This window comes from Tessaracoccus aquimaris, from assembly GCF_001997345.1.
Lineage (GTDB): Bacteria > Actinomycetota > Actinomycetes > Propionibacteriales > Propionibacteriaceae > Arachnia > Arachnia aquimaris.
The window spans coordinates 192739-215105 of record NZ_CP019606.1 but is presented as its reverse complement, the minus strand read 5'-3'; the positions used below and the strand labels follow the sequence as shown (position 1 = coordinate 215105).

Annotated in this window: 21 protein-coding genes and 1 pseudogene; 8 read left to right on the top strand and 14 right to left on the bottom strand. The window is 69.8% G+C overall.

The window, feature by feature from the left end:
- Window positions 1–25 precede the first annotated feature (25 nt).
- On the top strand, window positions 26–1456 hold the full coding sequence (locus BW730_RS18905) for a glycosyl hydrolase family 95 catalytic domain-containing protein (RefSeq protein WP_226996951.1): 1431 nt from the start codon (window positions 26–28) through the stop codon (window positions 1454–1456).
- A 109-nt stretch (window positions 1457–1565) separates the two neighbouring features.
- The gene (proS, locus tag BW730_RS00960; protein ID WP_077684673.1) at window positions 1566–2975 is read left to right on the top strand and encodes a proline--tRNA ligase; all 1410 of its coding nucleotides are present in this window, start codon (window positions 1566–1568) and stop codon (window positions 2973–2975) included.
- A 63-nt stretch (window positions 2976–3038) separates the two neighbouring features.
- On the opposite strand, the gene BW730_RS00955 is transcribed toward proS, so the two are convergent.
- The 8 genes from BW730_RS00955 to purF all read right to left on the bottom strand — a co-directional run bounded on the left by BW730_RS00955 (window position 3039) and on the right by purF (window position 9128).
- Window positions 3039–3887, bottom strand: coding sequence for a carbohydrate ABC transporter permease (locus BW730_RS00955; RefSeq protein ID WP_077684672.1), 849 nt, complete (start codon window positions 3885–3887; stop codon window positions 3039–3041).
- A complete protein-coding gene (locus BW730_RS18900) occupies window positions 3884–4279 on the bottom strand; it encodes a carbohydrate ABC transporter permease (protein ID WP_237267978.1) in 396 nt (131 codons plus the stop codon). Before BW730_RS18900 ends, BW730_RS00955 begins: the two co-directional genes overlap by 4 nt.
- A gap of 14 nt (window positions 4280–4293) precedes the next feature.
- Window positions 4294–4611 (bottom strand): hypothetical protein, encoded by a 318-nt coding sequence (locus BW730_RS18895; protein WP_226996948.1) that lies wholly within the window; start codon window positions 4609–4611, stop codon window positions 4294–4296.
- 133 nt (window positions 4612–4744) lie between these two features.
- On the bottom strand, window positions 4745–5050 hold the full coding sequence (locus tag BW730_RS18890) for a hypothetical protein (RefSeq protein ID WP_226996946.1): 306 nt from the start codon (window positions 5048–5050) through the stop codon (window positions 4745–4747).
- Window positions 5035–6060, bottom strand: coding sequence for an ABC transporter substrate-binding protein (locus BW730_RS00945; RefSeq protein ID WP_237267977.1), 1026 nt, complete (start codon window positions 6058–6060; stop codon window positions 5035–5037). Before BW730_RS00945 ends, BW730_RS18890 begins: the two co-directional genes overlap by 16 nt.
- On the bottom strand, window positions 6036–6377 hold the full coding sequence (locus BW730_RS18885; protein WP_226996944.1) for a hypothetical protein: 342 nt from the start codon (window positions 6375–6377) through the stop codon (window positions 6036–6038). The genes BW730_RS00945 and BW730_RS18885 overlap by 25 nt, the downstream gene beginning before the upstream one ends.
- A gap of 283 nt (window positions 6378–6660) precedes the next feature.
- Complete coding sequence (gene purM, locus BW730_RS00940; protein WP_077684671.1) at window positions 6661–7701, bottom strand: phosphoribosylformylglycinamidine cyclo-ligase; 1041 nt, start codon at window positions 7699–7701, stop codon at window positions 6661–6663.
- On the bottom strand, window positions 7698–9128 hold the full coding sequence (purF, locus tag BW730_RS00935; RefSeq protein ID WP_077684670.1) for an amidophosphoribosyltransferase: 1431 nt from the start codon (window positions 9126–9128) through the stop codon (window positions 7698–7700). Before purF ends, purM begins: the two co-directional genes overlap by 4 nt.
- A 33-nt stretch (window positions 9129–9161) precedes the next feature.
- Here purF and BW730_RS18375 point away from each other — a divergent pair, with 33 nt between their 5' ends.
- From BW730_RS18375 to BW730_RS00915, 5 genes are all read left to right on the top strand, one after another.
- On the top strand, window positions 9162–10985 hold the full coding sequence (locus BW730_RS18375) for an ABC transporter permease (RefSeq protein ID WP_158522442.1): 1824 nt from the start codon (window positions 9162–9164) through the stop codon (window positions 10983–10985).
- The gene (locus tag BW730_RS00930) at window positions 10907–12565 is read left to right on the top strand and encodes an FtsX-like permease family protein (protein ID WP_158522441.1); all 1659 of its coding nucleotides are present in this window, start codon (window positions 10907–10909) and stop codon (window positions 12563–12565) included. The genes BW730_RS18375 and BW730_RS00930 overlap by 79 nt, the downstream gene beginning before the upstream one ends.
- Window positions 12562–15207: an ABC transporter permease gene (locus BW730_RS00925; protein WP_077684668.1), complete on the top strand. Its 2646-nt coding sequence runs from the start codon at window positions 12562–12564 to the stop codon at window positions 15205–15207. Before BW730_RS00930 ends, BW730_RS00925 begins: the two co-directional genes overlap by 4 nt.
- Window positions 15204–16229 carry an ABC transporter ATP-binding protein gene (locus BW730_RS00920; RefSeq protein ID WP_077684667.1) on the top strand — a complete coding sequence of 342 codons (1026 nt, stop codon included), beginning with the start codon at window positions 15204–15206 and terminating at the stop codon, window positions 16227–16229. Before BW730_RS00925 ends, BW730_RS00920 begins: the two co-directional genes overlap by 4 nt.
- Before the next feature lie 61 nt (window positions 16230–16290).
- Window positions 16291–16923 (top strand): ABC transporter ATP-binding protein, encoded by a 633-nt coding sequence (locus BW730_RS00915; RefSeq protein WP_193432396.1) that lies wholly within the window; start codon window positions 16291–16293, stop codon window positions 16921–16923.
- A 236-nt stretch (window positions 16924–17159) separates the two neighbouring features.
- Here the strand turns inward: BW730_RS00915 and BW730_RS00910 are convergent, their stop codons facing one another.
- The 5 genes and pseudogenes from BW730_RS00910 to BW730_RS00890 all read right to left on the bottom strand — a co-directional run bounded on the left by BW730_RS00910 (window position 17160) and on the right by BW730_RS00890 (window position 20716).
- Window positions 17160–17561: a DoxX family membrane protein gene (locus BW730_RS00910; RefSeq protein ID WP_077684666.1), complete on the bottom strand. Its 402-nt coding sequence runs from the start codon at window positions 17559–17561 to the stop codon at window positions 17160–17162.
- Between the two features lie 152 nt (window positions 17562–17713).
- Entirely contained in the window at window positions 17714–17962 is a 249-nt protein-coding gene (locus tag BW730_RS18880; RefSeq protein WP_226997176.1) for a TOBE domain-containing protein, read from the bottom strand.
- A 381-nt stretch (window positions 17963–18343) separates the two neighbouring features.
- Window positions 18344–19425, bottom strand: a pseudogene (locus BW730_RS18875) (ABC transporter permease); the annotation flags it as partial.
- A gap of 110 nt (window positions 19426–19535) precedes the next feature.
- On the bottom strand, window positions 19536–20324 hold the full coding sequence (gene modA / locus BW730_RS00895) for a molybdate ABC transporter substrate-binding protein (protein WP_077684665.1): 789 nt from the start codon (window positions 20322–20324) through the stop codon (window positions 19536–19538).
- Window positions 20321–20716 carry a TOBE domain-containing protein gene (locus BW730_RS00890; protein ID WP_077684664.1) on the bottom strand — a complete coding sequence of 132 codons (396 nt, stop codon included), beginning with the start codon at window positions 20714–20716 and terminating at the stop codon, window positions 20321–20323. Before BW730_RS00890 ends, modA begins: the two co-directional genes overlap by 4 nt.
- A 79-nt stretch (window positions 20717–20795) precedes the next feature.
- Here BW730_RS00890 and BW730_RS00885 point away from each other — a divergent pair, with 79 nt between their 5' ends.
- Entirely contained in the window at window positions 20796–21299 is a 504-nt protein-coding gene (locus tag BW730_RS00885; RefSeq protein ID WP_077684663.1) for a MogA/MoaB family molybdenum cofactor biosynthesis protein, read from the top strand.
- A gap of 55 nt (window positions 21300–21354) precedes the next feature.
- Here BW730_RS00885 and BW730_RS00880 read toward each other — a convergent pair whose 3' ends face one another.
- Window positions 21355–22317 carry a hypothetical protein gene (locus BW730_RS00880; RefSeq protein ID WP_077684662.1) on the bottom strand — a complete coding sequence of 321 codons (963 nt, stop codon included), beginning with the start codon at window positions 22315–22317 and terminating at the stop codon, window positions 21355–21357.
- Window positions 22318–22367 lie beyond the last annotated feature (50 nt).

Genomic DNA, 22367 nt, shown 5'->3' with positions numbered 1-22367 from the left:
CCATGTCAAGCAGGTCGGCTCGGTCATGAACCGGGTCTCCGTCGACTGGGGATCGAGCGACGACGACGTGCAGGCGCTTCCGACCGACCAGCGCCTCGCCCGCTACGCCAAGGGCAAGCAGGACCTCGTGCTCGAGCAGATCCTGTTCGACTACGGCCGCTACCTGCTGAGTGGGTCGTCGCGTCCCGGCGGGCTGCCCGCCAACCTGCAGGGGCTGTGGAACAACTCCAACAGCCCCGCCTGGGGATCGGACTACCACACCAACATCAACGTCCAGATGAACTACTGGGCCGCGGAGGTGACCGACCTCGGCGACTCGCACACCGCGCTCGTCGACTTCATCCGCGAGGTCGCCGTGCCAAGCCGGGTCGCCACCCGCAAGGAGTTCGGTGACGTGCGGGGCTGGACGGCGCGCACGTCGCAGTCGATCTTCGGCGGCAACGGGTGGGAGTGGAACACCGTCTCCAGCGCCTGGTACATGAGCCACGTCTACGAGCACTGGGCGTTCACGCAGGACAAGCGCTACCTGAAGAACGTGGCGCTGCCGATGATCAAGGAGATCTGCCAGTTCTGGGAGGACCGCCTGAAGGCCCTTCCCGACGGCACCCTGGTCGCACCGGACGGGTGGTCGCCCGAACACGGCCCCCGCGAGGACGGCGTCATGCACGACCAGCAGATCGTCTGGGACCTGTTCCAGAACTACCTCGACTGCTCCACCGCCCTCGGCGGAAAGGACCCGTACCGCGCGAAGGTCGCCGACCTGCAGAAGCGCCTGGCGCCGAACAAGATCGGCAGTTGGGGCCAGTTGCAGGAGTGGCAGAGCGACCGCGACGACCCCAACGACCTGCACCGTCACACCTCGCACCTGTACGCCGTCTACCCGGGGCGTGAGATCACCACCCAGACGCCCGAGTTCGCGGCGGCTGCGCTGGTGTCGCTGAAGGCGCGCTGCGGCGAGAAGGCGGGGGTGCCGTTCACGGAGGAGACGGTCTCCGGAGACTCGCGACGCTCCTGGACGTGGCCGTGGCGGGCCGCGCTGTTTGCCCGCCTCGGCGAGGCGGAGCGGGCCAGGATGATGGTGCGCGGCCTGCTGCGGTTCAACACCTTGAGCAACCTGTTCGCGAACCATCCGCCCTTCCAGATGGACGGCAACTTCGGCATCACGGGCGCCGTGTCCGAGATGCTGCTCCAGAGCCACGACGGGGCGATCCGCCTGCTGCCCGCGCTGCCGAAGGACTGGGCGCAGAGCGGCTCGTTCACCAACCTCCGGGCCCGCGGCGGCTACCGCATCAGCGTCCGCTGGGAGAAGGGAAAGGTCGTCTGGTACGACGTGGTCGCCGACCGCGCCCCGAACATGAGCAACGTGGTGGTGGTCGTCAACGGGCAGCGCCGGAAGGTCAAGCCCGCCAACGTGAAGGCAGGCAAGCCGATGCGCGACCTCGGGCCCGCCAAGTAGGTCCGGCCGACCCAGCTGGCCCCGACACTGTCTCCGGTGTCGGGGCCTTGTCGCGTGCGGAACCGCCGGGATGGGCGCGGCGCCTGACGTGCGCGCCTAGGGTGGAGTCATGGCTGGACAGGTACTGACCCCGCAGGGCGAGGACTTCCCTCGCTGGTATCAAGACGTCGTCGCGAGGGCCGAACTCGCCGAGAACGGCCCGGTGCGCGGCACCATGGTGATCCGCCCCACGGGTTACGCCATCTGGGAGCGCATCCAGGCGGAACTGGACGCGCGCATCAAGGCCGCAGGCGTGGAGAACGCCTACTTCCCGCTGTTCCTGCCGCAGTCCTACCTGGCGAAGGAGGCCGAGCACGTCGAGGGCTTCAGCCCCGAACTCGCCGTCGTCACGCACGCGGGCGGGAAGGAGTTGGAGGAGCCGGTCGTGGTGCGACCCACCTCCGAGACGATCATCGGCGAGTACATGGCCAAGTGGGTCAACTCCTACCGCGACCTGCCGCTGCTGCTGAACCAGTGGTCGAACGTGGTGCGCTGGGAGATGCGTCCGCGGGTGTTCTTGCGCACAAGCGAGTTCCTGTGGCAGGAGGGCCACACGGCGCACCGCACGCAGCAGGAGGCGGCCGCGTTCGCGGAGAGGATCCACCGCGAGGTGTACGAGGACTTCATGACGCAGGTGCTGGCGATCCCCGTGATCCGGGGCAGGAAGACGGCCGCCGAGCGCTTCGCGGGCGCCGTCAACACCCTGACGCTCGAGGCCATGATGCGCGACGGCAAGGCGCTGCAGATGGGCACCTCGCACGAACTCGGCCAGAACTTCGCGCGCGCCTTCAACATCGTCTACCTGTCCGACCAGGGCAAGCAGGAACTCGCCTGGACGACGTCCTGGGGAAGTTCGACCCGCATGATCGGCGCCCTGATCATGTCGCACGGAGACGACAACGGGCTGCGTCTCCCGCCGCGACTGGCCCCCGTGCAGGCGCTCGTGATGATCGTCAAGGACGGCGAGGGCGTGCACGAGGCCGCGCACCGACTGGTCGACGAACTGCGCCACACGGGCATCCGGGCCAAGCTCGATGACCGGGTCGACGTGGCCTTCGGGCGCAGGGCGGTCGACGCGGAACTCAAGGGCGTTCCGCTGCGCCTGGAGATCGGCCCGCGCGAACTGGCGGACGGCAAGGTCACGCTGGTGCGTCGCATCATGGGCGGCAAGGACGTCGTCGCGCTCGACCAGGCCGCGGCGCTGTCCGCCGAGGCCCTGCTTGTCGACCACCAGGCCCTCTTCGACGAGGCGGAGGTGCGCCTCGACCTTCGCACCGAGGACGTCGAGTCGATCGACGACGCGATCGCGGCCGCCCAGAAGGGCCTCGCCCGCATCCCGTGGGCCAAGTTGGGAGTGGAGGGCGAACGCCACTTGGCGGCCTCGTCGATCACCGTGCGCTGCCTGGTGCGCGACGACGAGACCATCCCCGTCAGCGACGACGACCCCGAGGCCTACGCCGTCGTCGGCCGCGCCTACTGACCGACCCGGAACGCACGAAGAGGGCCAGGCCACCCGCACCGGTGGCCTGGCCCTCTCGTCCGGTCAGCCCTTGACTGCGCCCGAGGTCATGCCGCGGACGAAGAACCGCTGCATGCTGAAGAAGATCACCATCGGGACGACCATGGACACGAACGCCCCCGCCGTGAGCAGTTCCCAGCCTTGGCCCTGAGTGCCCATGATCGACGACAGGGACACGATGACCGTGGCGTTCGCCGGCTTGAGGAACATCAGGGCGATCAGCAGGTCGTTCCACACCCACAGGAACTGCAGGATCGCGAAGCCCGCGACCGCGGGCATCGACATCGGGAGCACCAGCCTCCAGAACGTCTGGAAGTGCGAGGCTCCGTCGACCTTCGCCGACTCGATGATGGAGCGCGGCAGGGTCGTCATGTAGTTGCGAAGCGTGTAGATCGCAAGCGGCATGCCGAACCCGGTATGCAGCAACCACACCGCCAGGAACTGTCCGGAGATGTTGATCCCGCGGGGTCCGAACAGGTCAAGCATCGGCTGCAGGGCGACCTGCAGCGGAACGACCATGACGGCCACGATCGTGATGAAGAGGAAGTCACGACCGCGGAAGTCCAGGAAGGTGAACGCGTAGGCCGCGAACGCCGCCAGCAGGATCGGGAGCACCGTCGCCGGGATCGCCACCGCGAACGAGTTGATGAACGACGCTCCCATGTCGGTCTTCTCGAAGACGCCCGCATAGTTCTCCGCCGTGAACGGCCCGAGCAGCCCCGTCCACCAACCGCTGGTGTTGATCAGGTCGATGTTGCGGACGCTCGTCACGAGCAGGCCGATGGTGGGGATCAGCCACAGGATGCACAGCAGGGTCATCACGATGATGGAGACCCAACTGCGTCGGTACTCGGTGTCCGGTTGCTTGCTCATCGCTCAGCCTCCTCACGTCGGAAGTGCCGCACCTGGAAGATCAGCACCGGTAGGACCGCAATCAGCAGGATGACGACGATGGCCGACGCCTTGCCCGCGTTGCGTTGCACGAACAACTCCTGGAAGAACATGTTGGCGATCACGTTGGTCTTGAAGTTGCCGTTGGTCATCACGTAGACGATGTCGAAGATCTTCATCACCATGATGAAGACGGTGACGAACACCGTGATGATGGTGCCGAGCATCTGGGGAAGGATGATCAGGAAGAAGATCTTGAACTCGCTCGCCCCGTCGATGCGGGCCGCCTCGAGGGTCTCGTCCGGCACGTTCTTGATCGCCGTCGACAGCAGCACCATCGCGTAGCCGACCTGCAGCCACACGACGATCACCATCAGCAACAGGCTGTTCAAAGCCCACTTGTCGACGGTGAGCCACGACTGGGGCTGGCCGCCGAGTGACTTGACGATGGCGTTGAGGAGACCGATCTGGGTGTCTCCCGACTTGTAGTCGTAGATGAAGCCCAGATGGTCGAGGCGCCGACGAACGAGATCGCCATCGGCATGAAGATCAGCGCCTTGGAGACCGCCTCGCCCTTGGGTGCCAACCGGTCGGCCAGCACCGCCACGAGGAGGCCGATGACCACCGTCGAGGCAGGCACGATCAACAGCCACAACACGTTGTTGCCGATGGTCCGCAGGAACTCCTCGGACCCGAGAACCTCCACGTAGTTCTTGTACCACGGGACGCGTAGGCGGTGGAGTCCTTGTTCGCGAACGAGTAGTTGATGGTCTGGATGGTCGGGTACAGCAGCAGAAGACCGATGGTGAAGTAGCCAGGCAGGATCCAGGCGTACGGCATCAGGAACTGTCCGATGCGCCCGGCAGGCCTTCGACGAAGACGTTCATGCAGTAGAAGAACAGGAACGCCCCACCGATGCCGAGCACCATCGCAAGGAGCGCCTGGACGATCTTGTCCAGCACCGGGACACCCATCGCGAACCACTGCGGGTAGTAGGCGAGGGCGAGGAACCCGTTGCCGACGAACCAGCCGACCAGGATCATCGCGACGGCGCCGACCAGGATCCGTTTCGGATCGGCCGACCTTTGAGCCTTGTCCGGCGGTGCGACCGCCGACTCGACGGCGACGCTCATGATGTCGGCCACGACTTCTCGATGTCGTCGGCGACCTGTTGCGCGGTCTTCTCGCCGGACGTGAATGCCACCATCCCGCTCCAGAAGGTGCCGCCGCCGACCGCGTTGGGCATCAGGTCGGAGCCGTCGTAGCGGAACACGTCCGCCTTGGAGGCCATGTCGGCGATCCGTCGGGTCGTCTCGTCGGGATAGTTGGCCTGGTCGAAGGTCTTGTGCGGCGAGAGCCAGCCGCCCGCCTTCGCCCATTCGGCGCCGAACTTGTCGCTCGTCAGGTACTTCATGACGGCGATCGCGTCGGGGTCGTCGCCGTTGAACAGCGCGGCGATGTCGCCGCCGCCCAGGATCGGCTGGCCCGCGTAGCCGCCCTCGTACGGCGGGAACACGGCCGTTCCGACCGCTGTGTCGAGTTCGGCGGTGACCGCCTTGGGCAGCATGCTCGAGACGAAGTTGCCCTGCCGCATCCAGTAGCACTTGGGCGGCGACTCGAACGCGGGGTTCATGGCGTCGCCGAAACCGGTGGCCAGGATGCCGGTGCGCCCGCCGTAGCTGTTGCCGTCGGTGAGCAGCAACTTGCCCATCTCCTCGAACGACTTGACGATCCGCTCATCGTTGAAGGGGATCTGGTGCTTGGTCCACTGGTCGTAGACGTCCGGCCCCCACATCCTGAGCACCAGTTCCTCGATCCAGTCGGTGCCCGGCCAGCCCGTCGCGGGGCCGGACTCGAACCCGACGCACCAGGGCGCGGTGCCGGAACTCTTGATCGTGTCGCCGATCTGCTGCATCTGCTGGACCGACTCGAACTCCGTCGGGTTGCCCGTCGCCTTGTACGACTCGGGGTACCAGACGATGGACTTGACGGCCATCCGCATCGGCGCCCCGTAGTAGCGCCCGTTGACCCGTGCCGCGTCAAGGAAGCCGGGGATCAGGGTGGCGTTGATGGCATCGAAGTCGAGGTAGGTGTCGATCGGCTGGATCTGCTGCGCCTCCACCTGCTCGATCAGGCCGCCCGGTTGCGGGAACATCGCGATGTCGGGTGTGTCCCCGAGCGCGACTTGGCCTTGATCAGAGTCGTGAAGTCCTGCGAGCTTGCGTACTCGATCGTGATCCCGGACTCGCTCTCGAACTGCTTGAGCGATTCCTCGAAGGCCTTCGCCTCGTCGCCGCCGAACGCCCCGAAGAGCGTGACGACCTTGTCGCCGTCCGCGGAGCCGCCCGAGGCGACGAAGTCTCCCCCGCCTCCCCCTGCCGTGCGCGGGTTTGGATCCTGCAGACAGCCGGCGAGCAGGACGGTCACGGCGATTGCCGCGCCCACCAGTGCCGTGCGTCGTTGTCGGCCCATCGTTACCCCTCCCTCAGGCCCCGACGTTGGGGCCCGGTCCTCGACTTGAGAGTGCTGACGCTAACAGCCTTGTCCGCGCCATGTGGGATTTCTTCTGCACTTGTCAGCGACAAACGGCCGACGGTCGCGTCGGCGCGTCCGAGCCGCGGCATCCGATGACGCTGAGACCACCTCCGGGGTGGGCTGATCAGGCGCTGGCTTGGGGTTTCACCCGCGCAGCGCCACTCTCACCCGCAGGGGTGTGTTCGACGCGAGGCTCGTCTCCTGGCGCCGGTCGGCCGGCTCAGACGAGGCGCGCGGAGCCCTCTCCTTCTGCCGCCTCGATCACGCCGAGCTGCCACGACCACACGCCGCGCGCCTGCAGGGCCGCCATCGCGGCGGGAACCTGGTCCTGAGGCAGGATCGCGACCATGCCGACGCCCATGTTGAGCGTCGCGTCGATGTCGGCCTGCGAGACGCCGCCGACCTGCTGCACCACCTGGAAGATCGCGGGAGGGGTCCAGCTCGACCGGTCGAGCACCGCCGCCATGCCGTCGGGGATCACGCGGGCGAGGTTGTTAGCCAGGCCGCCGCCCGTGATGTGGCTCATGGCGTGCACCGTGACCTTCGAGATCAGGTCGAGCACGTCGAGCGCGTACACCTTTGTCGGCTCCAGGAGTTCCTCGCCGAGCGTGCGGCCGAGCTCGTCGACGTGCTTGTCGAGCGACCAGCCCGCCTCTGTCAGCAGCACGTGGCGCACCAGCGAGTAGCCGTTGGAGTGCAGCCCGGAGGCCTTCATGGCGATCACGGCGTCGCCGACCTCGACCAGGTGAGCGCCGAGGATTGAGTCCTTCTCAACGACCCCCGTGGTCGCGCCTGCGATGTCGTACTCGTCGGGGCCGAGCAGGCCCGGGTGCTCGGCGGTCTCGCCGCCGACCAGGGAGCAGCCAGCCGCGACGCAGGCGTCGGCGATGCCGGAGACGATCGCCGCGATCCGCTCCGGGACGACCTTGCCTGTTGCGATGTAGTCGGTCACGAACAGCGGCTCCGCGCCGCTGACGACCAGGTCGTCGACGAGCATCCCGATCAGGTCGAAGCCGATCGTGTCGTGCTTGTCCATGGCCTGCGCGATGGCGACCTTGGTGCCGACGCCGTCGGTGGACGACGCGAGCACGGGGTGCCGGTAGCCCTTGAGGGCGGAGGCGTCGAAGAAACCCGCGAAGCCGCCGAGGCCGCCGAGCACCTCGGGGCGGCGGGTCCTCGCGACGGAGGCCTTCATGAGTTCGACGGCGCGGTCGCCCGCCTCGATGTCGACGCCTGCCGCGGCGTAGGCACTCTGGTTCACTTTGCTTCCTCCAAGTTCAAGAGCTCGGCTTGGGCCGGCGGGATCGAGATGGGGTACTTGCCGTCGAAGCAGGCTCGGCACAGTTGGTCGGCGGGGACCTGGGTCGCCTCGGTGAGGCCCTCAAGCGAGATGTAGCCGAGCGAGTCGGCCCCGAGCGAGCGGCGGATCTCGTCGACCGTCAGCCCGGGCGCGATCAGCTCGGCCCGGGTGGCGAAGTCGATGCCGTAGAAGCATGGCCACTCGACCGGCGGCGAGGAGATCCGGATGTGGACCTCCTTGGCGCCCGCCTCGCGCAGCATCCGCACCAGCGCCCGCTGGGTGTTGCCGCGCACGATGGAGTCGTCGACCACCACGAGCCGTTTGCCCTCGATCACCTCTCGCAAGGGGTTGAGCTTGAGCCGGATGCCGAGTTGGCGGATCGTCTGGCTCGGCTGGATGAACGTCCGGCCGACATAGGCGTTCTTGACAAGGCCCTGCCCGTAGGGGATGCCGGAGCCCTGCGCGTAGCCGATCGCCGACGGCGTGCCAGACTCGGGGACCGGGATCACCAGGTCGGCGTCGACGGGGTACTCCTCGGCGAGCTTGTGGCCGATCCGCACCCGCACCGAGTGCACGCCGTGGCCGGCGATGGTGGTGTCCGGGCGGGCCAGGTAGACGTACTCGAAGATGCAGCCCTTCGGCTTGGCCTCCGCGAAGCGCTGCGTCCTGAGGCCCCGCTCGTCGATGGCGATGAACTCCCCCGGCTCGACCTCACGCACGAAGGAGGCGCCCACGATGTCGAGGGCTGCGGTCTCCGACGCGACGACCCAGCCGTTCGACAGCCGGCCGAGCACCAGCGGGCGGAAGCCCTGCGGGTCGCGGGCGGCGTACAGGGTGCGCTCCGTCATGAACGTCAGGCAGAAGGCGCCCTTGAGGCGCGGCAGCACCTGCATGGCGACCGACTCGAGCGGCTCGTCGCCGAAGCTGGCCATGATGGCGGTCACCAGCGACGTGTCGTTGGTCGAGTCCATGGTCTTCTTCTCCGGCACCTTCTCCGACGGCGCGAGCTCGGCCAACCAGGCCTCGAGCTCGTGGGTGTTGGTCAGGTTGCCGTTGTGGGCCAGCGCGAGGCCGCCCTGCTGGGTCGCCTTGAACGTCGGCTGCGCGTTGTGCCACACGCTGGCGCCGGTCGTCGAGTAGCGGGTGTGGCCGATCGCGAGCCGGCCGGGAAGGGACTTCAGCGTCGCCTCGTCGAAGACCTGGCTGACAAGCCCCATGTCCTTGTAGACCATGATGCGGTGCAGGTTGCTGACGGCGATGCCTGCGGACTCCTGCCCGCGGTGCTGCAGCGCGAACAGCCCGAAGAAGGTCAGTTGGGCGACGTCCTCCTCGGGGGCCCAGACACCGAATACGCCACACTCTTCCTTCGGTCCCTCGAAGCTCTGCACGCGGCAACCCTACCTCCCCTAGGCTGTCGTGACATGACGACGTGGTGGGCCTGGGCAGCACGCCGCCTCCGCGCAGGCCGAACCCTCGTCGCCGTCCTCTTCGCGGTCGTGATGCTCACGACGGCGATCCTGGCAGGCTCGCTCGGCAACTCCGGCCTGCTCGCCACCCGCGCCGCGCACGCGGCCCTCGCGAACCCGGTCACAGGCGATGCGGGCATCCAGATACAGACCCGGATGGGTGACGACGCGCAGCAGCAGGACACCCTGGTGCGCGACACTCTCGCCAAGAGCTTCTCCCCCATCCCCATCGACGTGTGGACCTCGCTTGTCTCCGAGCCGCGCAGCGCCAGCGTCGACGGCACCGCGCTGGCCGGGCGGGTCGTGATGTGGTCCGCGCAGCAGTTGGCAGAGCCGAACCTCGTCCTCACGGACGGCACCTGGGCGAAGGGCCCCGGCGAGGCGACGCTGTCCTCGGCCGCAGCGGGGCTGCGCGACATCGCGGTCGGGGCGAGCATCGACGTCGGCGGACAGAGCCTCACCGTCACCGGCCTGTGGCGCCCGAGCGACCCGTCGGCCGCCATGTGGCTGGGCGACCCCATGCTGCGCACCGGCGCCTCCGGCGAGGACGTCGGCCCCCTCGTCGTGGCGCCCGAGGTGCTCGCAGCGAGCGGGTCGCCGTTCATCCGATGGGTCGTCGTCCCCGACGGCGCCGCCATCAAGCCCGCCCAGTTGCCGATGCTCACCGAGCGCGCGGCGAGCGCCGCGAAGGCCGTCGAGGACGCCGATGTCTCGGGGCGCGGCGTCGTCGTGACGGGCGATCTCGCCCCGGCGGCGGAGCAGGCGGCCCGCGAGTCGGCAAGCGGTGACGCGTTCGGCTTCCTGCCCGTCTCGGTGCTGATCCTGATCGCCATCGTCGGCCTCACCCAGGTCGCGGGCCTGCTGTCCGCCTCCCGCGAACCGGAGGAGTCGCTCCTGGTGGCCCGCGGCGCCAGCCTGCGCCAGATCCTCGGAGTCGCCGTCGGCGAATCCCTGCTTGTCGGGCTGCTCGGCTCCGCGGTCGGCACCGGCCTCGCGCTGCTGGTGCTGCGGCTCGCTGCCGGCGACTGGAGCCAGACCCGCACCGTGGTGATCGGCGGCCTCGCAGGCCTCGTGATCGCCGCGCTGTGCCTGATTGGCGTCAACGCGCGCTCGGCTGTCCGCAGCGCGCGGGGCTTCCTTCCCCGCCGCGACCGGGCACGCAACGTGGCGGGCGCCGCCCTGCTGGTGTTGACCTTCGCGCTCGCGGTGATCTCCACCTGGCAGTTGCGCAGCGCCCAGAGCTTCGTCAGGGTCGACGACGAGGGGAGGGTCCGCCTCGACGTCATCTCCGCTCTGTCCCCCGCGCTGCTGCTGGCCGTGTCCGCCGTCGCCGTCCTGGTGGTGCTCGCGCCGGTCACGCGCCTGGTCGAGGCGCTCACGCACGCCACCCGGGCGACCGGGGCGTGGCTGGCGGCGGCGCAGGTCGCACGTGGCCTTGTCCTGCAGGCCGTCGCGGTCGTGCTGACGGTGCTCGCCGTCGGCACCGCCACCTTCGCGTCCGTGTTCGGGGAACCGCGACAGCGTTGCTTGACGACATCGCGCACCTGCGGCAGGGCGCGCCGCTGCGGGTCACCGTCGACGAGAGCGCCGACCGGGCCCCGGACGCGCTGCCGCCCATCGGGAAGGTCGCCGGGGTCACCGACACGACGCCGGTGTGGCGGGCCGACACTGCCCAGATCGGCGACCGGTCGCTTCCGCTGGTGGTCGCCTCCCTCGAGAACCTGGACCGCATCGCGCTGCTCCCGGCCGGCACCCGACTCCCATCCGCGGACGAGATGAGAGTCAGTTCCACGGGGCCGGCCGCCCTGCCGATCCCCTCCGGTGCGGGGACCCTCCAGGTCACCCTCGGCGCCCGCGCCTTCCTCGACCCGTGGCAGGCCGCGCAATTGGCGAGCACCCCGCGGCAGTGGGCGCTCAACGGCGAGTCCGAGGTCACCGCCGCCAAGGGAGCCGAACTCCTGCAGGACTACCTCACCCCCGCCAGCGCCTCGGTGACGCTCCTGCTTCGCGACACCGTCACGGGTCTCAGTTACCAACTGTCCACCGAGTCGGTCACCGTCACCCCAGGCCCGATAACGCTCGACGACCCGGTGACCACCGCCGTGCAGCCGGATGCCTCTGCCAGCGCCACCTTCGACCTCGAACTGCCTGGCAACGTCGGCCTTGTGCTCGACGGCGTGCGCTTCGACCTGTCGGACTCGGCCTCGGGGCTGCGCTCGGTTGACTACACGATCTCGCTCGCCGCCGGCGGGGCCCCACTGCTGGGCGCCGCCACGGCCAACTGGTCCTCCGGCACCGCCTACCCTGCGGACCAGTTCCGGGGCTACGACGCCCTCATGGAGGACGCGCTCCCGCCGACCCTCCGCGAGTTCACCGTCGACGGCACCGACGGCATTCAGGGCACCTACCTCGAGGTCAACGCGCCGCCGCTGCCCCGATCGGTGATCGACCCCTCGTCGGCGACCTGGAGCCTCACGACCCGGATGAACCCCGGCGAGGGCGGACAGAGCACCGCGAACATCTGGGTAGGGCCAGGGCTCGCGTTCACCGGGTACGACCCAGGAGGTGTGTACCAGGCTCCCGAACGGCCGCGGCCGAGGGTTCCGGTCGCCGTCACCGCAGAAACGTCCGAGGCGACGACGCTCACCGTGGGCGACGAGGTGGAGATCGACGCGTTCGGGGGCCGCATCCCGGGCGTGATCGCCGCAGTCACCGACGTGATTCCCGGGGTGCCGGGCGATCAGGGCGCGCTGATCGACGCCTCCGCGCTCGCGCAGACCTACACGTCGAAGGGGCAGACGATGCCCTGGCCCGATGAACTGTGGGCGGGCATCGACGGGGACCCCCAGGCAGTCCGCGCCGCCGCCGCCGACCTCCCCACCGTCAACTCCGTCTCCGTCGTCGGTGACCGTGCGGGAGGCGGTACTGCAGAGGTGGCGGCCAGCGCCCTCTGGGTCGCGGCCGGCTGTGCGCTGGTGCTTGCGCTTGCTGGCCTCGCGGCGTCGGCGGCGACCACCGCCAGCAGTCGGCGACCCGAGGTGGCGGTGCTGCGCGCCCTCGGCATGACGCCGTCGGCGCAGGCACGCAGCCGCGCGATCGAGAGCGGAGGGGTGCTGGTGCTCGCCACCGCGCTCGGTGTTGCCTCCGGGTGGGCGGTCGGGTGGCTCGTGGTGCGCCCCGTCGCGCTGTCCGCCATCCAGCAGGACCCGAGCTTCCAGGTCGCGCTGCGCTACGACTGGCGGCCCTGGCTGATCCTGCTCGCCGTCGGGGCGCTCGGCGCGGCGTGCATCGTCGCCTGGCAGGCCGTCACGGTGCGGCGCCAGGCGCTCGAGACCGCCTACCGGGAGGAGGTCCGATGATCGCCCTCCTGGTGCGCCAGTTCCGCGCTAGCCCGTGGCCGACGATCCTGCTTGCGTTCACCGTCGCCGTGCTGTCGCTGATCGCCACGATCATTCCCCGGATGAGCACCCAACTCGACGACCGGCAACTGGCCAGCAGCCTGCGCGACGTGTCGGCGGTGAAAGGCGACGTCTCGGGCACTTGGACGACCTACTCGATCGGCCACCTCGCCGATGGAGACCCGTGGCAGGGTCCGCGGGAGGCGGCGGAGACGACCCGGCTCGCCCAGCCGGAACCGCTGCGCTCCCTGCTGAGGCCCGGGCAGTTCCTGGGCGTCCAACCGGTGCGCACGGAATGGATCCCGCCGACGGAGACCGGCTACTACCGCGTCGAGGCCAACCTGCTGATCGACCCCGACCTGCCCGACAGGGCGACGCTGGTGGAGGGCGCGTGGCCGGAGATCGGCAGCGACTCGGCCCCGTTCCAGGTCGCGATGTTGACGACCTTCGCCGAGAAGGCCGATCTCAAGGTCGGCGACCGGCCCACCCCGAACCTGCAGATCACCGGCATCTTCACCGCCAATGATCCCGACGACACCCGCTGGGGCCACAACCCGTACGGGGTGAGCATCGGCGAGGAGGTCGAACCGGCCCTCGGCACGAAGCTGGTCGGAGGGCTGTTCATGGCCCCGGCCATCGCGGCCGGCGACCCGTCGATGCGGCTGCAGGACCCGTTCCGCTACGACGTGTACTTCGGGCTGAACGCCGACGCCGTCGCCGCGCGGGGCACCGACATCGCCGAACTCAGCGCCCAGCTGACGGGCATGCTCGCCAAGCGTTGGTCGCCAGTGCCGGCCCCCGCCGGCGACGAACCCGTCGGGGCCGACAACAACCCGATGGCGTTCCACTCGGAGCTCAACTCCCTCCTGGAGCGGCAACTGGCCCAGCAACGCACCACGCACACGCTGATCGCCGTCAGCGCGATCGGCCCGATCGGGGTGGGCATCGCGCTGGTCACGCTCTGCGCCCAACTGGTCCTGTACCGCAGGAAGACCGCCATCACGCTGCTGTCTGCGCGCGGCATGTCGCCCGCGCAGTTGCGCGGCCTCGTCGCGATCGAGGGCGCCGTCGCGGGCGTGCCTGCCGCAGTGCTCGGCCAACTCGTGGGACAGGCACTGGTCGACTCGCCCACCCACTGGTGGTCGTGGCCGCTCACGCTCACCATCGGCCTGGTGCCCGCCGCGGCGCTGGCCTGGGTGGCGCGGGACACGTCGCACCTTGGCCGCCGCGAGGTCGCCTCAAGCAGCAGCAGGTGGCGGATGGTCGCCGAGATCCTGATCGCCCTCGCCGCGGGCGGTGCGACGTGGCGACTGCTCACCACCAGGGGCGCCCAGGGCCTCGGCACCGACCTGCTCGGCGCCGCCGCCCCTGTCCTGTTGACGCTGCTTGCCTGCCTGCTGGTGCTGCGCGTCTACCCGGTCCCGCTGCGACTGCTGGTGCACGCCTTCAAGCGCGGACGGGGCTTCACGGGCTTCATGGGCTCGGCGCGCGCCCTGCGTGAACCCGCGGGCGGCGTCGCCCCGGTCGTCACCATCGTGCTCGGCACCACCATCGCCGTGACCGCCGCCTCGCTGCTCGGCACCATCGCCGCGGGCACCGAGCGGGCGGTGTGGAACGACAACGGCTCCTCGGTGCACGTCAGCGGCCCTCGGATGACGGAGGAGACGGCCGAGCAGTTGCGCGCCATCGACGGCGTCGACGCGGTCGCGCTGGTGCGACTGGGTTCGGACAACTCGGCGCTACGGATCGGCGACAAGGAGGTCCGGGCGCGGGTCTGGCTTTCCGACGCCAACCTGGCCGAGACCTACCTCGCCAGCCGGGACGGGTCGCCGCTGCCGTCCGCGGTGTTCGAGAAGGGTTCCCCGGTGCCGGTGGTGGTGGGAGGCTCGCTGATCCCCGGCGGAGGGAAGGGCACGCTGCAGGGCCTCGGCGACGTCGCCGTCGTGGGTCACCTCGAACTGCTGCCCGGCGTGACCTCGGCCGATGCGTGGGTGCTCGTCTCCACCGACAACTGGCCAGACAAGAACCTGTCGAGCGCCAAGACCGCCATCATCTCCGCGGCGCCCGGCGCCGACCTTGAGGCCGTGACGGCCGCCGTCAAGGAACTGATCCCGCTCGCCCACGTGACGACCACCGAGACCCAACTGCAGGCGCTGCGCGGCTCGCCAACGGTCGACGGGCTGTCGAGAATCTTCATCCTGCTGACGCTGATCACCGGCGTCCTGATGGTGCTTGCCATCTTCACGGCACAGATCATGACGGCCAACGACCGGCGAAGCGCCGCCGCGGTGCTGCGCACCCTCGGTCTCAGGCCAGGACAGTTGCGTGCCCTGACCGCCTGGGAACTCGGCCCGGTCGTGCTGGTGGCGCTGATCCTCGGCGCGCTCGTCGGGATCGGCATCGCGGCGCTGATGCTTGCCACCGTCGACTTCAAGGCCCTCACCGGCGGCGCGTTCACGCCCTCCCTGTACCTCGACCCGCGCTGGGTCGGCGGGGTGTGCCTCGCGCTGCTTGCGGCCACCACCCTCGCGGTCGGGTTCAGCGCCTGGCTGGCCGGTCGCACCAACATTGCCCACGAACTTCGCCTCGGGGAGGAACGATGACTGACGCTGCACGTCGCGGCATCCAGGGGGCGCACCGCTCCCATGGGGGCCCCGACATCTGGTGCGAGGACCTGGTCCGCATCCACACCACCGAGGGGATCGAGGTGCAGGCCCTTCAGGGGTTGAGCCTGACGGTCGAGCCGGGCGAGGTGGTCGCCATCGTCGGCGCCTCCGGGTCCGGCAAGTCGACGCTGCTGAACATCCTCTCCGGCCTCGACAAGCCCACCGGCGGTAAGGCGCGCGTGGCGGGCGAGGACCTGTCCGGCATGACGCCCAGGCAGCGCACGGAGTTCCGGCGCAGCGCCGTCGGGTTCGTGTTCCAGCAGACCTCGCGCAACCTGCTCCCCTTCCTGTCAGCGGCGGAGAATGTCGCGATGCCGATGGTGATCAGCAACCGCGGCGAGCGGCGCGAGCGGGCGCTGGAGTTGCTCGGGCTGCTCGGGGTCGCCGACCTGGCGGAGCGCAGGCCAGCGGAGATGTCGGGCGGTCAGCAGCAGCGGGTCGCGATCGCCACAGCCCTCGCGAACGCGCCTGCCGTCCTGCTCGCCGACGAGCCGACCGGCGAACTGGACGAGGTCAACTCGGCTCAGGTGCTCGACGCGATGCGCGACGCCGCCGAGCAGTTGGGCACCACTGTGCTGATCGTGACGCACGACCCGATGGTCAGCGACCATGTGGCGCGCACCATCCAGATCCGCGACGGTCGCACCTCCACCGAGGTGCTGCGCCGCACGGTCTCCGACGCCGACGGCACGCGGGAGGTCGCCGACGAATACACCGTCATCGACCGCAACGGGCGCATCCAGTTGCCCGCCGGGCACGTCCGCTCGCTCGGCCTGCACGAGCGGGTCCGGCTCGAACTGGAACCCGACCATGTCGGGATCTGGCCGGGCGCCGACTTCGAGGCGACCGCCGGCAGCAGGCACGCCGCGCCAGACGACGAGGACGACGAGGCGCCCGTCACCGCGTCGACCCCCAGCCGCGCCGCCTCGGCGGCCGACGACCAGGAGGACCCGTCATGACCCAGCCACCAAGGCTCGCTGGCCGCGACCTGCGCCGCACCTTCGGGCGGGGCAGGCGGAGGTGCACGCGCTCGTCGGCGTCGACATCGAGGTGCTCGGAGGGCAACTGACCGCGGTCACCGGGCCGTCCGGCTCCGGTAAGACGACGCTGCTGAACCTGCTCGGCGGCCTTGACCGGCCGACCTCGGGCGAGGTGGTTCTCGACGGCGCCGACGTGCTGTCCGCGATGAGCGAGACTGAGGTGCTCGCCGCCCGCCGCAGCCGGATCGGCTACGTGTTCCAGACCTTCGGCCTGATCCCCGTACTGTCGGCCGCGGAGAACGTGGAGGTCCCCCTGCGGTTGGCCAACGTCGATCCGGCGGAGCGGGCGGAGCGGGTCGCGACGATCCTTGACCGCGTCGGCCTCGCGCAGCACGCGCGCCAGCGCCCGCACGAGCTTTCCGGCGGTCAGCAGCAGCGGGTCGGCGTGGCCCGCGCGCTGGTGGCGGAGCCGGACATCCTGATCGCCGACGAGCCGACCGGCCAACTCGACTCGGACACCGCCGCAACCATCATGGACCTGATCGTCGAACTCACCCACGAGCGCGGCCTCGCCTCGGTCATCTCGACCCACGACCCGCTGCTGATGGCCCGCGCCGATCGCACCGTCCACCTGATCGACGGCGCCGTCGAGGTACTGGGATCCGCTGGTTGAGCCATGAGACGGCGCGCAGCGTCGCCTCATCGGTTCAAACTCCTTGCCCCCGCTGGTTGAGCCATGAGGCGGCGCGCAGCGTCGCCTCATCGGTCGAAACCTCTAGCGCCCGGCGCTGGGTCTGTCGGTGCGCGTCGGGCGTTGAGCAGCATTCACTCCTCGTTGGTGCTGGCGCCACGAAAACGCGGCGTGTCGCGCACCGAGCCACCGATACTGCTCGACGCCGGCAGCGTCGCTCAGGCGGCGGAGTCGCGCTTCCCGCCGCCGAACAGCACCAGCGCGAGGCCCCCGACGATCGCGGCGTTCTTGAGGAACTGGGTGAGCTGACCCTTGCGCGCGGCCGGATCCTTCTCCTCCCAGAACGCGTGCCCCGCGAGCGTGGTGGGCACCAGCGAGCCGATCAGCGCGGCCGCCGACACGCGCGGCAGGATGCCGAGCGCGAAGGTCGCACCGGCTCCCGCCATCACGGCGCCGTTCAGCTTCACGAGCGTGGCCGCCTCGTTCTCGTCCAACTCGACGCCGACGGCGCGACCCGTCTTCTCGACCATCGCGGTCCGACCGCCCGGCTCACGCATCGCCGCCTGCCCGCCGAAGACGAAGATCGAGCTGATCGCTGAGCGGGCGAGGAACGAGAACATGGGGAACTCCTTGAAGATTGAATCGGTGTCGGCTCGAGTCTAGGACGCAGCCGCAACGCGGTCCCAGGCGACGAGCGTCTGGACGGATCGTGCCGGTCGAGCCCTCATAACCCGACCGTCAGCATCAGGCCACCAGCATCAGGCCACCAGCATCAGGCCACCGGGTGGAGCGCCACCTGGGTCGCCTTCACGACGGCGACGATCCGGTCGCCAGGGGCGATGCCCAACTCCCGCATCGCGGACGGGGTGACGTCGGCCTGGATTCGTTGCCCTGCCACCTCGAGGCTGACCCGCTGCACGAGGCCCCTGTCCTCGACGCCGGTCACGACGGCAGGTAGTTCGTTGCGCGGACTGCCGTGCGGCGCGGACCGGAAGATGCTCACCGCTGCTGGCGGGAACACCGCGCGCGCCTCCCCCGTCGACAGCGCGGACTCGGCGATTCCCGCCACGGCCGACCCGTCGTCGAGGCGGACGGCGTCGTCGTCGACCCGGCCGTGCAGCAGGTTGAGTCCGACGAAGTCGGCGAGGAAGCGGCTGGCCGGGTTCTGGAAGACGGCATCGACGTCGGCCTGCACGACGACGCGTCCCGAGTCGAGGTAGGCGACCTGGTCGGCGAGAGCCAGCACGTCGAGCGGGTCGTGCGTGACCAGCACCGTCGTGATGCCGAGCAGCCTTGCCCGCAGCAGCCGACGCAGTTCCGGGGTCGCGGTGGCGTCCAGGGCCGCGAACGGCTCGTCGAGCAGGACCACGTCCGGATCGATGGCCAGCGCCCGGGCGATCGCGACCCGCTGCGCCTGCCCACCGGAGAGTTCGCGGGGCGGCGCCCGCCGAACCCGGTGAGGCCCACGGCCTCCAGTTCCTCCTCCGCCCTGCGCAGCGCAGCGGCCTTCGCCACGCCGCGCGACCTCGGCCCGAAGGCGACGTTGTCTGCGACGCTCAGGTGCGGGAAGAGCAGGGGGCGCTGTTCGAGGTAGCCGACGCGGCGCCGGTGCGCGGGAACCACGCCCCGCGCGTCCGCCACGACCACCCCACCCAGTTCGACGAACCCGTCGTCTGGGCCGAGCGCGCCCGCGAGCAGTTGGATGCAGGTCGACTTCCCCGCCCCGTTCGGGCCGATCACGGCGAGGAGCCGCCCCGGGCCGAGGGCGAGTTGAGCGTCGACGTCACGCGCCCGGACCCTCGCGTCGATCCGCACTGCGTCAGGCATGGCTCCCCAAGCTCGAAGATGGGTCGCGACGCCGACCACCAGCGCCGCGACCGCGAGCAGCACGACGGCGAGCGCGAGGGCGAGGTCGGTGTCGGACTCCCGCAGCAGGTAGATCTCCAGCGGCAGCGTGCGGGTGACCCCTTGCAGGGAGCCCGCGAAGGTGAGGGTCGCACCGAACTCGCCGAGCGCCCTGGCGAACGCGAGCGCCGTCCCGGAGGCCAGCGCAGGCGCCGCCATCGGGACGGTGACCCGCCAGAACGTGCGGGTCGGGGACGATCCGAGGTACGCGGCGGCCTGCTCGAAGTCCGACCCGGCCGCGCGCAGCGCCCCCTCGAGCGAGATGACCAGGAACGGCAGCGACACGAACGTCTGGGCGATCACGACCGCGACGGTGGTGAAGCCGATCTCGATGCCGAGCGCCGAGAGCGGCGCCCCGATGATGCCGCGCCGACCGAGGGTCGTCAGGAGCGCAAGGCCCGCCACCACCGGCGGCAGCACCATCGGGACCGTGACGACGGTGCGCGCCACCGTGGCCCATCGACCACGGGTGCGGGCCAGCACCAGGGCCGTCGGCACCCCGAGGATCAGCACCAGGAGCGTCGAGACGGCGCAGGTGACGAGGCTCAGCCGCAGGGCATCCAGCGAACGCTCGCTCACAAGCAGCCCCGGCAACTGCGCCCAGTTGGCGCGCCAGAGCAGCCCGATCAGGGGCAGGCCGAGCAGCCCGAGCGCGATGACGGTCGGGGCGAGCGCCCACCGGGGGTAGGTCACTTGGGCGCGCCGAACCCGAACGACGCGAGCTTCTCCAGGCCCTCCGCACCCGTGATGAGGTCAACGAAGGCCTTCGCGCCATCGGCGTTGGGAGCGTCCTTGACGACCCCGATCCAGTAGGTGTTCGGGTCGGCCTTCGCGCCCGGGATCTCGATCGTGTCGACCTTGTCGCCCGCCTGCTTGGCGTCGGTTGCGTAGACGAGGCCCGCGTCCGCCTCACCCGAGGTGACCTTGCCGAGCACGTCGGTGACGCTCGACTCCTCGGAGACGGGCTTGAGGGTCAGGCCCTCTGCCTCGGCGAGCCGACCGGTGGCCGCGCCGCAGGGCACCTCCGCCGCGCACACGACGAGCTTCTTGCCGTCCAGCGACGCGTCGAACCCGGTGATGCCCGCCGGGTTGCCCGCCGGGGTCACGACGACGAGGTAGTTGGTGGCGAACTGCTTCGGCTCGCCGTCAAGCAGCCCCGCCTCGACGGCCTTGTCCATGTTCTTCTTGTCCGCGGAGGCGAACACGTCGGCCGGGGCGCCGCCCTTGATCTGGTCGACCAGGCCCGAGGAGCCGTCGAATGAGTAGGAGATGTCCATGGCCCCCGAGATCTCCGGGAACACCTTGTTCAGCGACGCGGCGGCGAACACGATGACCTTGCCCGCGTCGACCGGGGCGCTCGCGACCGGCTGCGACGGGTCCGCGCTCGGCGCCTTCGAGGCCTCCGTGGTCGGCGTGGTGCCTGCCTGGCCGCAGGCGGCGAGGAGGACGGTTGCGGCGAGGATGGCGAGGCGCTTCATGCGCGGTTCCTTTCGATGGTGACATTGGTTGCCTTGATGACGGCGGTCGCGACGGAGCCGGGCTCGAGCCCGAGTTCCTCGACGGCCTCGGTCGAGATGAGGGAGACGATCCGGAACCGGCCGCACTGCAACTCGACCTGGCTCATCACCTTGTCGGAGACGACCCGGGTGACGAGCCCCGTCAGGTGGTTGCGCGCCGACCGGGCACCCTCCCCGAGCTTGTCGCCGTCGGCGATCTCCTGCGCGAGCGCGGCGAGTTCGGCGCCGTCGACACCCTGCCTGCCTGAGTCGTCGGTGCCGCCTGCGAGGCGCCCGAGCTCGACCCATCGGCGGACGGTGTCGTCGCTCACGCCGAGCAGGTCGGCGGCGGTAGAGATCCGAATGTGCGTCATAGTGCGACCCTATCAGCCGCATTTGCGGTTAATCCAATCCATTTGGTTCAACATCGGGGCGATGCCCTAGTCTGTCGCCATGAGCTATCGCGCCGCAGTGATCACCTGCTCGGATCGGGCAGCCGCCGACGTCTACGAGGACCGCTCAGGCAGGGTGCTGCGCGACGGTCTCGCGGCCCTTGGGTTCGACGTCTCGGACCCTGTTGTGCTGCCCGACGAGGCGGAGCAGATCTCGTTTGCGATCGGTCAGGCGATCGATGAGGGCGCCCGGATCGTGCTGACCACCGGCGGCACCGGGATCGGCCCGCGCGACGTCACCGTCGAGGCGACCGCACCGCTGCTCTCGTACCAGGTGCCCGGCGTCGCCGAGGCCGTCCGGGCGGCCGGGCTGGCCGTCACGCCGCTGTCGTGCCTGTCGCGCGGGCTAGCTGGCGTCGTCGAGTCGGGGCCGCAGCGCGCGTTCGTGTTCAACGCGCCCGGCTCACGTGGTGGGGCACGGGACGCGCTCGCGGTTCTCGGGCCGATCCTGACCCACATCGTCGAGCAACTCGACGGCGCGGACCACGACCTGACCCCCAGCTAGCCGTCTGTCCGCGGCACTTAGCCGTCGGCGGGCAACTTAGCCGTCGGGCTGCGACTCAGCCGTTCGCCCGCGAGAGCCAGGTGATCAGCAACTTCTTCTTCGCGGGCGACAGCAGCCGTCCCGGACTTCCACTCACCGACAGCTTCGCGTAGTCGTAGCGAAGTTCCGGGTGCGCGGCCTCCAGGTCGGCGAGCACCCGCGGAAACTCTGAGGGGCTCTGCGGTGGGACGACGGCCCCCGCGATGCGCTCGTAGGGGGCGCGGTCCTCGCGGTCGTAGGTGCCGACCGGCACGCCGCGCTCTTGGGGAGCGGCCCTGTCCCAGCCGAGCATGTCGCGGTTGGTCGTGCCGATGCGGATGCTCCAGGTGGTGTGGTCGCCCGGGAAGTTGGAGATGTCGGCCAGGATGATGGCCTCGAACCACTGTCGAGGACGCCTTCGAGCCTCCTCCGTGTCGGCTTCAACCGGGTCGAGACGAAGTGAGATCGACCAGTACTCGTCGGGCAGGTCCAGTCCGAGTTCGCGCGCCCACGCCTCTCCTGCCGTCTCCGGGAACTGGGCGAGCACGCCCTTGGCCGCAGCGTGCAGTCGGTTGGCGGCCTCGACCTCCGGGAACTGCTTGGCGAGGTACTGGATGTGTTCGGCCTGCTTGGCGCTCATCCTGGGCAGCAGGGCCACCACCTGGTCGACGCCGCGCAGCGCCATGGCCTCCAAGGCAGGGTCGGCCGCGCCGATCAGGAGCGCCGCGAAGGCGTGGTCGGCCTGCCGGAAGTCGGGGCCGAGCAGCGGGAGGGGGTTGTCGAGCTCGTAGGTCCGCACCGCGATGAACGCATCCCCGAGCGCCTCGACGACGGCGGGAGTCAGGACGCTCGTGACCCGCTCGGCGTCCTTGCGCTTGCCGGGGGCGCGGGAGTAGGACCCGATCTTCTTGGCGGCCTTCTCGAGTTCCCGCGCGGTGTCGGCAGGCGACGCCTGCGCCCTGGCGGTGAGGATACTGACGATCGTGGGGGTCTCTGACATGCGTGAAACCCTAGCCGAAGCCGCGCCCACTAGGCCTTCCATCGAGACTG